Origin of the sequence: Janthinobacterium lividum, from assembly GCF_011601275.1 — a bacterium.
In the GTDB taxonomy this organism is placed as follows: Bacteria; Pseudomonadota; Gammaproteobacteria; order Burkholderiales; family Burkholderiaceae_D; genus Janthinobacterium; species Janthinobacterium lividum_E.
In genome coordinates, this window is the sequence record NZ_JAAOLY010000012.1 from 167,109 (window position 1) to 180,397 (window position 13,289).

General features: G+C 64.6%; 9 protein-coding genes. 4 read left to right on the forward strand and 5 right to left on the reverse strand.

The features are described from left to right. The first annotated feature begins 192 nt into the window (after positions 1 to 192). On the forward strand, positions 193 to 621 hold the full coding sequence (locus tag GYK42_RS18900) for a DUF4279 domain-containing protein (RefSeq protein ID WP_166448762.1): 429 nt from the start codon (positions 193 to 195) through the stop codon (positions 619 to 621). 177 nt (positions 622 to 798) lie between these two features. On the opposite strand, the gene GYK42_RS18905 is transcribed toward GYK42_RS18900, so the two are convergent. The 3 genes from GYK42_RS18905 to GYK42_RS18915 form a co-directional block, all read right to left on the reverse strand. Continuing rightward, positions 799 to 1,440, reverse strand: a complete 642-nt coding sequence (locus tag GYK42_RS18905) for a TetR/AcrR family transcriptional regulator (protein ID WP_166448763.1) — start codon at positions 1,438 to 1,440, stop codon at positions 799 to 801. An 11-nt stretch (positions 1,441 to 1,451) separates the two neighbouring features. Beyond that, positions 1,452 to 3,875 carry a membrane-bound PQQ-dependent dehydrogenase, glucose/quinate/shikimate family gene (locus GYK42_RS18910; protein ID WP_166448764.1) on the reverse strand — a complete coding sequence of 808 codons (2,424 nt, stop codon included), beginning with the start codon at positions 3,873 to 3,875 and terminating at the stop codon, positions 1,452 to 1,454. 411 nt (positions 3,876 to 4,286) lie between these two features. Then, positions 4,287 to 5,333 carry an NAD(P)-dependent alcohol dehydrogenase gene (locus tag GYK42_RS18915; RefSeq protein ID WP_166448765.1) on the reverse strand — a complete coding sequence of 349 codons (1,047 nt, stop codon included), beginning with the start codon at positions 5,331 to 5,333 and terminating at the stop codon, positions 4,287 to 4,289. Between the two features lie 176 nt (positions 5,334 to 5,509). Between GYK42_RS18915 and GYK42_RS18920 the strand changes: the two genes are divergently transcribed. Next, a complete protein-coding gene (locus tag GYK42_RS18920; RefSeq protein WP_166448766.1) occupies positions 5,510 to 6,457 on the forward strand; it encodes an AraC family transcriptional regulator in 948 nt (315 codons plus the stop codon). On the opposite strand, the gene GYK42_RS18925 is transcribed toward GYK42_RS18920, so the two are convergent. After that, positions 6,439 to 10,011: a hydantoinase B/oxoprolinase family protein gene (locus tag GYK42_RS18925; RefSeq protein WP_166448767.1), complete on the reverse strand. Its 3,573-nt coding sequence runs from the start codon at positions 10,009 to 10,011 to the stop codon at positions 6,439 to 6,441. The two genes, GYK42_RS18920 and GYK42_RS18925, sit on opposite strands and share 19 nt — an antisense overlap. Positions 10,012 to 10,144: 133 nt before the next feature. On the opposite strand from GYK42_RS18925, the gene GYK42_RS18930 reads away from it, so the two are divergent. Beyond that, positions 10,145 to 11,689, forward strand: a complete 1,545-nt coding sequence (locus tag GYK42_RS18930) for an NAD(P)H-hydrate dehydratase (RefSeq protein ID WP_166448768.1) — start codon at positions 10,145 to 10,147, stop codon at positions 11,687 to 11,689. A gap of 120 nt (positions 11,690 to 11,809) precedes the next feature. On the opposite strand, the gene GYK42_RS18935 is transcribed toward GYK42_RS18930, so the two are convergent. Next, complete coding sequence (locus tag GYK42_RS18935; RefSeq protein ID WP_166448769.1) at positions 11,810 to 12,562, reverse strand: ABC transporter ATP-binding protein; 753 nt, start codon at positions 12,560 to 12,562, stop codon at positions 11,810 to 11,812. Between GYK42_RS18935 and GYK42_RS18940 the strand changes: the two genes are divergently transcribed. Continuing rightward, on the forward strand, positions 12,561 to 13,250 hold the full coding sequence (locus GYK42_RS18940; RefSeq protein ID WP_166448770.1) for an arylesterase: 690 nt from the start codon (positions 12,561 to 12,563) through the stop codon (positions 13,248 to 13,250). The two genes, GYK42_RS18935 and GYK42_RS18940, sit on opposite strands and share 2 nt — an antisense overlap. Positions 13,251 to 13,289 lie beyond the last annotated feature (39 nt).

Here is a 13,289-nt window from a genome sequence, read left to right on the forward strand (position 1 = left end):
AAGCAGAAGCCTGCGCTGGCCGCTTGGCTTCTATTTATAGTGAGCCCTAGCCTTGGGGGGGGACGATTTAGGGTAGAGTGTTGCATCTTGCGGATGCTGAATTGTTAATGGCAGCAGCAGGCCATGAGCGGACTCTGAAGCATTAACCGAAACCGACCTTTTAACTCGGGATAACGAACGATCACACTAAGTATGGGACTAATCCGTCGATCAGCAGCAAGCCTAAGAATTTTCGGTGACGAACTCCAGCCGGCGGAAATCTCGCTCATGTTGAAATGCGAGCCAACCCAAGCAAGAGTAAAAGGAGAAGTGATCAAGTATCCATCTGGAAGGGAGCGAACAATTACCTGCGGGAGTTGGCTCCTTACGGCTAAGCGCACGGAGCCGGAAGACCTTGATGGTCAGATCAAATGGTTGATGGCCAAAATGACTGATGATCTTATGGTCTGGCAGGCCCTGACGTCTTCCTATGATGTGGATATGTTTTGTGGCGCGTTCATGCAGAGTACGAACGACGGCCTCTCGATCAGTCCGGAAACCATGCTTGCTCTTGGTTCACGCGGAATCGAGTTCGATCTGGACATCTACGGTCCTGACGACGATAACGATGGCGACGTTTAGCTGAACAGCGACTTTGAACTTGAGAAGTCAATCTGTAAACGGCTGCTTTGGGGCGTAAGCAGGCGTACACGACAACAGTCCAGCCGCGTAGGTCAAATTAGCAGGGCAGCCGGGATGCGCAAGAGCGATCCGACATGGTGGCGTCAACAATGCTGTCGAATTACGGCCCTGCCAGACCTAATCCGCTCTACGCTCCACCCGCGCCACCACCAGTTCGATCAGCTCCGCGATAAGGGGCCTGAAGGTGGCCGCATCGCCGCCCTGCCCCAGCATGACGGTGCGCGTGGTCAGGTGCGAAAAGACGGCGTCGAACAGGATTTGCGGCAGGTTGGAAAACGAGGTGCCGGGCGCGATGCGGCCACGGGTGCGCTGCTGCTCCAGCAGGCGCAAGATCAATGCGTGCCACACTTGCGGGCCGTGCTCGTACCAGGTCTGGCCTACGGCCGGCACGGCGGCGGCGCCCGTGACGACGAGGCGGTAGAAATCCACGTGGCGAGGGCTGGTGACGACGGCCACCAGTTCATCGAGGATCAGTTGCAAGCCCTGTTCCAGGCCCGCTTGCGACGTATCGAGCTGGCGCAGCGCGATGATGAAGTCGGCGCACAGGTATTCGACCACGGCCACCAGCAATTCCTGCTTGCTGCCGAAGTAGCGGTAGGCGGTGGCTTTCGAACCGCCCGCCTCGGCCACGATGGCGTCCATGCTGACGCCGTCGTAGCCGGAGTCAAGAAAGAGCCTGGATGCCGCCACCAGCAGCTTGCGCCGCCGCTCCTCGCTTCGGGTACTCGGGGAAGCGGGAACGGTGCGCAACTGGGGCATGAAGCAAACTCTTACTGTGTCTTGGGAAGCGCGTATGCTATCACGTAATCCCCACGGTCCGGACTCTGGCGCGCGCCGCCCGCGACGACCACGACGTACTGGCGGCCCGACTTGGGCGACACATAGGTCATCGGCGTGCCTTGCGAACCGACCGGCATGCGCGCCTTCCACACTTCATGACCGGTGGCGATGTCCATGGCGCGCAAATAGTAATCCTGCGTGCCCGCATAAAACACGAGGCCGGACGCCGTGCTCATGCCGCCGCCCAGGGTCGGCATGCCCAGCGGGATGGGCAGCCTCGCCTTGACACCGTTGACGACGGCATCCTGCACCGTACCGGCCGGACGCTCCCACACTTTTTTCTTCGTCTTGAGGTCGATCGCGGCAAACACGCCCCACGGCGGGCTTTGGCACGGTATGCCCAGCGGCGAGTTGAAGGCCTTGTGGTCGATGACGAAAGGCGTGCCATCCATCGGATAGGTGCTGCCCACGCCATGGCCGGACGTCAGCTTGGCCACGTCCACCGTCTCGCGCGGCACCAGCCTGACCACCTGCGGCATGCGGATATCGTTGACGAACATATAGCCATTGCTTTCATCGACAGCCGCCCCGCCCCAGTTGAAGCCACCGTAGTAGCCCGGGTAGATCAAGGTTTCCCTGGTACTTGGCGCCGTGAATTCGCCCTGATAATTGAGCTTGCGGAAGCTGATGCGGCAAGCCAGCTGGTCGAAGAAGGTGGCGCCCCACATGTCGCGTTCCGTGAGCGTTTCCGCACCGAGGGCCGGCATGCCAGTCGAATATGGCTGCGTTTTGGATACCCAGTCGCCGGCCGCATGCTCCTGCGGCACGGGCTTTTCCTCCACCTCCGCAATCGGCTTGCCCGTACGGCGGTCCAGCATGAAGATCTGGCCTCGCTTGGTCAGCTGCACCAGCGCGGGTATTTTTCCACCCTTGCCGTCCGGGACGTCGTACAGGGCGGGCTGCGCGGCCACGTCGTAATCCCAGATATCGTGGTGAACAGTTTGATACGTCCAGCGCTCGCGGCCCGTGGCCATGTCGAGGGCGACGATGGCCGAAGAATACTTCTCTGTCAGCGGCGGACGCTTGCCGCCCCAGAAGTCGGGCTGCTCGTTCCCCGTCGGCAGGTAGACCAGGCCCAGCGCATCATCGAACGCGGGCGCCGACCACATGTTCGGCGTGCTGCGCGTGTAGCTCTGCCCTTCCGGCGGCAGCTTCGTGATGGCCGGATTACCGAGGTCCCAGGCCCACACCAGTTCCCCCGTGTCGGCGCTGTAGGCGCGCACGACGCCCGACGGTTCATCGGTCGAGCGGCCATCGAAGACCCAGCCGCCGAGGATGATCAGGTTGCGCGCCACGGTGGGCGCGGACGTGTAGGCGTAGTACGGCACGTTCATCTTCACCTTGCCCAGGCCGACCGTCAGGTCGACCGAACCCTTGTCGCCGAAGCCCTCGCACTGCTTGCCCGTCTGCGCGTCGATCTCGATCAGGCGCGCATCCATGGTCACCTGCACGATGCGCTTCGCGCAGCCCGCCACCGGCACGCTGGCCGCCTGCATGCCCTCGAACTGGAACGGTTTTTTCACCTTGGCCGGCTCGTAGTAGCCGACGCCGCGGCAACGGTTCCACGTCTTGGTATTCGCAGGCTTCGGATCGAAGGTCCAGCGTTCCTTGCCCGTGTCCGCGTCGAGCGCGATGACCTTGCTCGTCGGCGTGCAAGTATAAATGGTGTCGCCGATCTGCAGCGGCGTGTTTTGCGATTCGGATGCCCCTTCGGCCAGCTCGCCCGAGCGGTAGGTCCACGCTACCTGCAGCTGGTCGACGTTGGCCTTGTCGATCTGCGTGTACGGCGCGAAGCGCGTGCCCGACGGTCCATAGCCGTAATGCGCCCAGTTGGCGCTGCCGCCATTGATGGCCGCCACGGCATCCTGCTGCGGCTGCGCATTCGCCTCCGTCACGCCATGCGGCTTGAACATCGAGGCGAAACCGGCCGCCAGCACGACGGCGAACAGCGCCGTGAAACCGCGCGACTGGCCACTGTGAGCACGCCCGGCCAGCCACGGATGCAGCAAGGCAGCCACCAGGCCGATGACAATGAACGGCGCCAGGCGCGGCACCATGGGCCAGAAGGCAAAGCCGATTTCCCACACGGCCCAGATCAGGGTGACGACGACCAGCGCGGCGACGACGGCACTGGCCAGCGGTTTGCGGCGCAAATACAGCACGCCGGCGAGGATGAGGCCCAGGCCGGCCGGCAGGTAATACCAGGAACCGCCAAGGGTGATGAGTTCGATGCCGCCCGCCGCCAGGGCCAGGCCGGAAAAGCCGAGGAAAATGCCAAAAACCGTCAAGGCAAGCCGCTTGCCCCTGAAGACCGCCGGGATCGCCGGCGCGCCTTTATTTACTGAAGTGTCCATTTTTTATCCATGACGCCTCCCCTGCCCAGGCAAGCACGCCGGGGATGGCTGGTTTTTTAAATCTACGTAGTGAAACTGTACTGTACGGTTTCATTTTATGCCGATTTTTGACGCAAGGAAAGAAAAATTGACGCGGGAGCTTGATTTTTGGCGGAGATAGGGTTGTTCCGGGGATTGTCGGATTACGCTCTGCGAGCTAATCCGACCTACCGGACTGCTGGATATGCGTAGGTTGGATTAGCGCAAAGCGCGTAATCCAACAAACACAGGTCAACCAGATAACAGCCGGTTTTGCTTTAAAGCATACCGGTTGGAACGCCCGAAAAATGCCCAGGGCTAGGCGCCGCGTCGAAGACAGTACGAATAGTACGGCGAGACGCGGTAACAACGCCCTGGGCTTTTTCTCGAGCGTTACAAAGATGCCATGTCGATCACGAAGCGATAGCGCACATCGCTTTTGACCACGCGCTCAAACGCCTCATTGATATCCTGGATGCGGATGATCTCGATGTCGGACACGATATTGTGCTTGCCGCAGAAATCCAGCATTTCCTGGGTTTCCTTGATCGACCCGATCATGGAGCCGGACAGGCTGCGGCGCGCGCCCACCAGGCCAAAGGCGTTCACGGGCGGCACGGCGCCGTCCGGGATGCCGACGATGACCATGTTGCCATCGACTTTCAGCAGGTTGATGTACTGGTTCCAGTCGATGGCCGCACCCACGGTGCAAATGATCAGATCGAACGTGCCCGCCAGCTTGCTGAACGTTTCCGCGTCGTTGGTGGCGTAGTAGTGGTTGGCGCCCAGGCGCAGGCCGTCTTCGCGCTTCGACAGGGTCTGGCTCAGCACCGTCACTTCGGCGCCCATGGCGTGGGCGATCTTGACGCCCATATGGCCCAGACCGCCCATGCCCAGGATGGCGACCTGCTTGCCAGGGCCGGCCTTCCAGTGGTTCAGCGGCGAATACAGCGTGATGCCGGCGCACAGCAGCGGCGCGGCCGCGTCCAGCGGCAGGTTGTCGGGAATCGACAGCACATAGCCTTCCTTGACGACGATACTGTCCGAGTAGCCGCCCTGCGTGGCCGTCTTGCCGTCCGCTTCCAGACCGTTATAGGTCTGGATCAGGCCTGGCATGTACTGTTCCAGGTCCACGTTGCGCGTCTTGCAGGTGGTGCACGAATCGACGAAACAGCCCACGCCCACGTGGTCGCCCACCTTGAACTTGCTCACATTGGCGCCGACGGCCGTGACGACGCCGGCGATTTCATGGCCGGGCACCATGGGGAAGGCGGCGCCGCCCCATTCGTCGCGCGCCTGGTGGATGTCGGAATGGCACACGCCGCAGTATTTGATCGAGATGGCCACGTCGTCTTCGCGCGGGGCGCGGCGCTCGAACGTGAACGGTTGCAGTGCGGAAGTCGGGCCCAGTGCGGCGTAGCCTTTGGCGATGGTGGTCATGAAAACTCCTTGGGTAGTGTGACGAACGAGAGAGGCGCGTGCTGTGCAGGCGATTGCCCAAGTGTGCCCGAGATGCCCGGCTGCCGTTACCGCGATCCTGCAAGACCTTTGCACGATCCTCCAAATCTGCGTAAGATCAGCCCCTGCCCTCCCTCGCCTCACGCATACTGACCTCCATGCCCACGCCACTTACTCCGCAAGATGAAATCGCCGCCCTGATCATCCGCCACGCGCCGCGCACGGGCGACTTCACGACGGCCATCGGCAACCTGACGTTTCACCGCCAGTCGTCCGTCACGGAATCGCTGTTCCATGCGGCGCGTCCCAGCGTGGCCATCATCGCGCAAGGCGCGAAGGACGTCACCCTGGGCAGCGAAACCTTCCATTACAGCCGCATGCAGTATCTGCTGACGTCCGTCGACCTGCCGGTGCAGGTGCGCGTGGTGGAAGCGAGCGTGGACAAGCCGCACCTGTGCGTGGTGCTGGGCATCGACATCGCCGACGTGGCCGCGCTGCTCGACAGCGAAAGCGACGGAAGCGGCACCGCGCAGCAGAAACTCCTGCCCGCCACGCGCGGCATTTCCGTCAGCGACGTGTCGGCCGAGCTGCTCGACGCCATGCTGCGCCTCGTGCGCCTGCTCGACAAACCGGGGGAAATCGCCACCTTGGCGCCATTGATCCGCCGCGAGCTGACTTACCGCCTGCTCAATGGCCCCGTCGGCGCGCGCCTGCGCCACATGGCGCTGGCCAGCAGCCAGTCGCACCAGGTGGGGCAAGCCATCGACTGGATCAAGCACAATTATTGCGAGCCGCTGCGCATCGAGCACCTGGCCGGCATGGCGAACATGAGCATGTCGTCGCTGCACCACCACTTCAAGGCGATTACGGCCATGACGCCGATGCAGTACCAGAAGCTGCTGCGCCTGCAGGAAGCGCGGCGATTGATGCTGGTCGAGCAGATCGACGCGGGCACGGCCGGCTACCGGGTCGGCTACGCCAGCGAATCGCAGTTCAGCCGCGAATACAGCCGCCAGTTCGGCCGCGCACCCATGCGCGACGTGGGCCAGGTGCGCGCGCAGCTGAGCGGAGCAAGTACCGGCGCGGCCTATTCCGTCTTGCCGTAAGCGCCGCCGCCCGGCGTCTCGATGACGAACACGTCGCCAGTCTGCATGGCGGTCTTGCCGATATGCGCCAGCTGCTCCAGCGTGCCGTCCGCGCGCTCGACGTAATTTCGCCCCAGCGCGCCCGCCGCGCCCCCATCCATGCCGAAAGGCGGATGGATGCGGTTGTTCGACAGGATCGCCGCCGTCATCGGTTCCAAAAAGCGCACCCGGCGCACGCCGCCATTGCCGCCGTGCCAGCGCCCCGCCCCGCCCGAACCTGCGCGGATGCTGTAGCTGTCCAGCCGCACGGGAAAGCGCCACTCGAGGATTTCCGGGTCTGTCAGGCGCGAATTGGTCATGTTCGTCTGCACCACGTCCGTGCCGTCGAAACCGGGACCGGCGCCCGAGCCGCCCGATATCGTCTCGTAATACTGGTATTTCTCGCTGCCGAACGTGAAATTGTTCATCGTGCCTTGCGAGGCGGCCATGGCGCCCAGCGCGCCGTACAGGGCGTTGGTGATGCAGGTCGAGGTTTCCACGTTGCCCGAGACGACGGAGGCCGGGTACTGCGGATTGAGCATGGAGCCGGTCGGGATGATCACGGTCAAAGGCTTCAGGCAGCCCGCATTGAGAGGAATCTCGTCATCGACCAGGGTACGGAACACGTACAGCACGGCCGCCATGCAGACGGCCGACGGCGCATTGAAATTGTTCGGCAGCTGGGCGGACGTGCCCGTGAAGTCGATGACGGCGCTGCGCCGCGTCACGTCCACCTTGATCGCCACCTGGATGCGCGCGCCGTTGTCCAGGTCCAGCGCATAGCTGCCATCCTTCAGGGTGGTGATGACCCTGCGCACGGCTTCCTCGGCGTTGTCCTGCACGTGGCCCATGTAAGCTTGCACGACAGGCAAACCGAAATGCGCGACCATGTTATGCAGTTCCTCGGCCCCCTTCTGGTTGGCCGCCACCTGGGCGCGCAGGTCGGCCAGGTTTTGCCGGGGATTGCGGGCAGGCCAGCTGCCCCCCGCCAGCAGGGCCAGGGTTTCCGCTTCGCGCAGCAAACCGGTGGCGCCGTCGACCAGCTTGAAATTGTCGATCAACACGCCCTCTTCCTCGATGCGCGTGGAATCGGGCGGCATGGAGCCGGGCGTGGTGCCGCCGATATCGGCATGGTGGCCGCGCGAACCGACATAGAACAGGATGGCCCCGCCGTTTTCATCGAAGACGGGCGAGATCACCGTCACGTCGGGCAGATGCGTGCCGCCCTGGTACGGGTCGTTCAGCATGAAGACGTCGCCGGGCCGCATGGCGCCCGCATTGCGCGTCATGACGATGCGGATGCTCTCGCCCATGGAACCGAGGTGCACGGGCATGTGCGGCGCATTGGCGATCAAATGGCCTTGGGCGTCGAAGATGGCGCAGCTGAAATCGAGTCGCTCCTTGATGTTGACGGAATGGGCCGTGTTCTGCAGGCGCAGGCCCATCTGCTCGGCGATCGACATGAACAGGTTATTGAAAATTTCCAGCATCACGGGGTCGGCATTGGTCCCGATGGCGCGCCGTTCGGGCACAGCGACGCCTCTGCGCAAGATCAAATGGCCGTGCGCCGTCACTTCGGCGCGCCAGCCAGGTTCGATGACGGTGGTCGCATTGGCGTCGCTGACGATGGCCGGGCCGTCGATGGCGTCACCGGGACGCAGGCTGTCCGCCCCATACAGGCCGCTGTCGCGCCAGGCGCCGGCGCAGTACATGGCCACCGTCTGCACGGGCGCCAGAGCGCCTTCACGGGGCGCATATGCGGGCGCGGCCGGTTCCGGCGCATCGGAGGCGCCGATGGCTTCCACGGAAAGGGCTTCGACGATCAGGGCGCGCGCCGGCATCAAAAAGGAAAAGCGTTTTTTGTAGGCCGCTTCGAATTGCGCCTGCATGCCGGCAGCTGTGTCGAACAGCACGACGAGGGCCGTATCCGTGCCTTCGTAGCGCAAGTGCACGCGTTGCACGAGCGCGATGCGCTCCCCTTCCACGCCCTGGCGCAGCAAGTCGTCGAGCGCCTGCGCGCCCAATGTCTCGAAATAGCGCGCCAAGTCCACGCCCAAGGCCGCCTCGATGGCCTGTTCCCGCATGGCGCTCTGGTCGGCCAGGCCCATGCCGTAGGCCGACATCACGCCCGCCAGGCTGTGAATGAAGACCGTGCGCATGCCCAGCGCGTCGGCCACCAGGCAGGCGTGCTGGCCGCCCGCGCCGCCAAAGCTGGTAAGCGTATATTCGGTGACGTCGTGGCCGCGCTGCACGGAAATCTGCTTGATGGCGTTGGCCATATTGCCCACGGCGATGGCGACGTAGCCTTCGGCCACCTGCTCCGGCGTCGAATTCACCGTACGCGCCAGCGCTTCGAACTGGGCGCGCACCGTGGCCGCATCCAGCGCTTCATTGGCGTCGGGGCCGAAGACGCGGGGGAAGAAGACGGGCTGCAGCTTGCCCAGCATGACGTTGCAGTCGGTGACGGCCAGCGGGCCGCCGCGGCGGTAGCTGGCAGGGCCGGGATTGGCGCCCGCGCTGTCCGGTCCCACCTTGTAGCGGGCGCCGTCGAAATGCAGGATGGAGCCGCCGCCCGCCGCCACCGTTTGGATACTCATCATGGGCGCACGCATGCGCACGCCGGCGATCTGCGTCTCGAACACGCGCTCGAACTCGCCCGCGTAATGCGATACGTCGGTGGAGGTGCCGCCCATGTCGAAGCCGATGACCTTGTCGAAACCGGCCAGCGCGCTGGCGCGCACCATGCCGACGATGCCGCCGGCGGGGCCGGACAAAATGCTGTCCTTGCCCTGGAAGGCGCGCGCATCCGTCAAGCCGCCGTTCGACTGCATGAATTGCAGGTGCACGCCGGGCAGCTCCATCGCCAGCTGGTCGACGTAGCGGCGCAAAATCGGCGACAGGTAGGCGTCGACGACGGTGGTGTCGCCGCGCGCCACCAGTTTCATCATGGGGCTGACCTCGTGCGACACGGACACCTGCGTAAAGCCGGCCTCGCGCGCCAGCTGCGCCACCCGCGCCTCGTGCGCGTGGTAGCGGTAGCCGTGCATCAGCACGACCGCGATGGCGCGCACGCCGCGCGCATAAGCCTGTTCCAGCGCGGCACGCGCGGCCGTCTCGTCGAGCGGCGTCACCACCTCGCCATGCGCGCCCACACGTTCATCGACCTCGATCACGTCGCCGTACAGCAGTTCCGGCAGGATGATCTGGCGCGCGAACAGCTGCGGGCGGTTCTGGTAGGCGATGCGCAAGGCGTCGCGAAAACCGCGCGTAATGGCCAGCACGGTGGGCTCGCCCTTGCGTTCGAGCAGCGCATTGGTGGCCACCGTCGTGCCCATCTTGATGGCGCCCACCAGTTCGACGGGCAGCGGCGCGCCGGGCGCAAGGTCCATCAGCTGGCGCATGCCGGCCAGCGCCGCGTCGCGGTACTGGCCCGGGTTCTCCGATAGCAGTTTATGCGTGGCCAGGCTGCCGTCAGGACGGCGCGCCACGATGTCCGTAAAGGTGCCGCCCCGGTCGATCCAGAATTGCCAGTCCATCGCCTTGCCTCCGCACTTATGTGAGATGGCTATTGTAGCCGCACAATTTACGGCACACCGCAGGCGTGCGCGGCTTGCCTTTCGCCCGCTTCGGCCTTATGTTGAAGATATGCTGACTAACGGAACACGCTCCATGAACCTGATCGACTCTGCCGCCCCCTTGTATTCCATCGCCGAACTGCGCGCCATCGAACAGGCGGCCATGCGCGACCTGCCGCAAGGGCTGCTGATGCAGCGCGCGGGCCAGGCCGCCGCCAGCGCCGCCCTGAAGCTGCTGCATGCCCAAGACGATGGCGAAGACGCTGGCCACCGGCGCGTCCTGGTGCTGGCCGGCCCCGGCGACAACGGCGGCGACGCGCTGGAAGCCGCCGCGCACCTGGCCGGCAGCGGCACCGAGGTACTCGTCTGGCTGGCGCCCGAGGCGCAAGCCACGTCGCCCGAACGCGAACAGGCCCTGAGCCGCGCGCGCAACAGCGCCGCGCGCTGCATGGATGCGGCAACGTCCATGGCCTCGGCCGCCGTGGGCGCCGCGCCATGGCACCTGGTCATCGATGGCCTGTTCGGCATCGGCGCGTCGCGCCCCCTGGACGGCGAATGCCGCGACATGGCGCAGCTGGTCAACAAGCTCGATTGTCCCGTGCTGGCGCTCGACGTGCCCAGCGGCCTGCACGCGGACACGGGCGCCATCGACGGCATCGCCATCCGCGCCACGCATACGCTCACCTTCATCGGCGACAAGCCGGGTCTGCACACGGCGAACGGCCGCGACTATGCGGGCGAAGTGGAAGTGGCGGCGCTGGCCGTCGATCCGTCCCTGCTGCCCGAAGCCAGGGCCCAGCTGGGCGGCCTGCACCTGTTCGCGCGCCAGTTGCAGCCGCGCCGGCAAAATACGCACAAAGGCAGCTACGGCAACGTGGCCATCATCGGGGGCGCGCAAGGCATGGCGGGCGCGCCCATCCTGGCGGCCCGCACGGCCCTGCATGCGGGTGCGGGAAGAGTGTATATCGCGTTTCCCGATGCACCGCCGGCGTTTGACAGCGGCCAGCCGGAGCTGATGTGCCGCCGCGCCCAGGACATGGATTTCTCGGGCCTGCACTTTGCCGCGCTGGTGGCGGGGCCGGGCCTGGGCGACGACGCCGATACGGTGGAACTGCTGCAGCGCACATTCGAGAGCGACAGCCCGCTGCTGCTCGACGCCGACGCGCTGAACCTGATGGCGGCCGAGCCGGAGCTGCAGTCGGCGCTGGCCGTGCGCACGGGCGCGGGGGCGACGATTTTGACGCCGCATCCGCTGGAAGCGGCGCGGCTGCTCGACATGACGGTAGCCGAGGTGCAGGCCGACCGCCTGGGCGCGGCGCGCCAGCTGGCGGCGCAACTGGGCGTGATCGTCGTATTGAAAGGGTCGGGCACGGTGATCGCCGCGCCCGATGGCGGCGCCGTCGTCAACAACACGGGCGGCCCCGCGCTGGCGACGGCCGGCACGGGCGACGTGCTGTCCGGCCTGTGCGGCAGCCTGCTGGCGCAGGGCTGGCCGGAATGGGAAGCGGCGATTGGCGCCGTCTGGCTGCACGGCGCGGCGGCCGATGCGCTGGTGGCGGCAGGCAGCGGTCCCATCGGCTTGACGGCGGGGGAATTGATCCCGGCGATACGCAGGTTAATCAATGCCTTGTCGGCATAGGTATGCGGTACGGTGGTGTTGGATTACGCTGCGCTAATCCAACCTACGGCTTGAGAATATCGGACGTCGGGTAGGTCGGATTAGCACGCAAGCGCGTAATCCGACAAACACGTGCAGCGATCACACCAGCCTGCCCGCCGCTATCGTAATGGTGCGGCCGCAACGGGCCGCGATTGAACTGTCGTGCGTGACGAGCACCAGGGTCGAACCCCGTTCACGGTTCAGCTCGAACATCAGCTGGATCACGGCTTCGCCCGTGGCGGCGTCCAGGCTGCCCGTCGGTTCGTCGGCAAACAGCAGCGGAGGTTCCGTCACAAATGCGCGCGCCAGCGCCACGCGCTGCTGCTCGCCGCCGGACAGGTATTTCGGATAGTGTTTCAGGCGGCTACCCAAGTTGACCCTGCCCAGCATGGCCTGCGCCTTTTCCTTCGCATCGGGGTCGCCACGCAATTCCAGCGGCAGCATGACGTTTTCCAGCGCCGTCAGGTGGGCCAGCAACTGGAACGACTGGAACACGAAACCGAGCTTTTCCTTGCGAAAACCGGCGCGGCCGTCTTCGTCAAGGGCGAAGATATCGGTACCGTCGAGCATGACCTTGCCGTCGCTGGGCGTGTCCAGGCCGGCCAGCAAACCGAGCAAGGTGGACTTGCCGGAACCGGAGGCGCCGACGATGGCCAGCGTCTCCGCCGTTTGCACGGTAAAATCAACTTGATGCAGGATGGTCAGCTCACCATCGGCATCGGGTACGCGCTTGGCCAGCTGGACCACTTCGATGGCCGGCCGGGCATTTTGGCTGTTGGGTGCCGCAGCCCGCGGGGCTGCTGCTTCTGATGGGAGAAAACTGGTGGAAGTCGCTTTAGGGAATTCGGGCATGCTGATCTATCTTAAAAAATTTCGTGAACAAATAAGTGTCAAGGGCGGCAACCGCCTGCGGCGGCGCACCCTGTCCTTGCTTCCTGCGGCAGCCCTGCTCCTGGCGTCAGGCATGACGAACGCCTATTCTGCACCAAAAACGCTGCTGGTGCTCGGCGACAGTCTCTCGGCCGAGTATGGGCTGGCACGCGGTACTGGCTGGGTGGCGCTGCTGGAACAGCGGCTGCAAGCGCAAAAGAACGACACGCGCATCGTCAACGCCAGCATCAGCGGCGAGACCACCAGCGGCGGCCGCGCCCGCCTGCCCACGCTGCTGGCCAAGCACCAGCCCGACGTCGTGCTGATCGAACTGGGCGCGAACGACGGCTTGCGCGGCTTGCCCGTGGCGGCAGCCGAAGCGAACCTGCGCGCCATGGGCGAAGCGGCAAAAAAATCGGGCGCGCAGGTGGTGCTGGTGGGCATGCGCATGCCGCCCAACTATGGCCGCGCTTACGGCGAGCAGTTTTATGGCGTGTACGGCAAGCTGGCCAAGGAATGGAAGGCGCCGCTGGTGCCCTTCATGTTCGAGGGTATCGCCGACCAGCCGCAGCTGTTCCAGGCCGACCGCATGCACCCGAATGCGCAAGCGCATCCGACGATTTTGAAAAATATCTGGCCGCAACTGGCGCCTTTGCTGAACGCGAAGTAAAGCAGCACATTCCACAGACAAAAAAATAGCCGCTCAAAA

Bases quoted from the DNA above. Each gene is read 5' to 3' on its own strand.
- GYK42_RS18940 (WP_166448770.1), top strand. From the start codon at position 12,561: ATGCTGATCTATCTTAAAAAATTTCGTGAACAAATAAGTGTCAAGGGC.
- GYK42_RS18920 (WP_166448766.1), top strand. From the start codon at position 5,510: ATGCCCACGCCACTTACTCCGCAAGATGAAATCGCCGCCCTGATCATC.
- GYK42_RS18900 (WP_166448762.1), top strand. From the start codon at position 193: ATGGGACTAATCCGTCGATCAGCAGCAAGCCTAAGAATTTTCGGTGAC.
- GYK42_RS18915 (WP_166448765.1), bottom strand. From the start codon at position 5,333: ATGACCACCATCGCCAAAGGCTACGCCGCACTGGGCCCGACTTCCGCA.
- GYK42_RS18935 (WP_166448769.1), bottom strand. From the start codon at position 12,562: ATGCCCGAATTCCCTAAAGCGACTTCCACCAGTTTTCTCCCATCAGAA.
- GYK42_RS18905 (WP_166448763.1), bottom strand. From the start codon at position 1,440: ATGCCCCAGTTGCGCACCGTTCCCGCTTCCCCGAGTACCCGAAGCGAG.
- GYK42_RS18930 (WP_166448768.1), top strand. From the start codon at position 10,145: ATGAACCTGATCGACTCTGCCGCCCCCTTGTATTCCATCGCCGAACTG.
- GYK42_RS18925 (WP_166448767.1), bottom strand. From the start codon at position 10,011: ATGGACTGGCAATTCTGGATCGACCGGGGCGGCACCTTTACGGACATC.
- GYK42_RS18910 (WP_166448764.1), bottom strand. From the start codon at position 3,875: ATGGACACTTCAGTAAATAAAGGCGCGCCGGCGATCCCGGCGGTCTTC.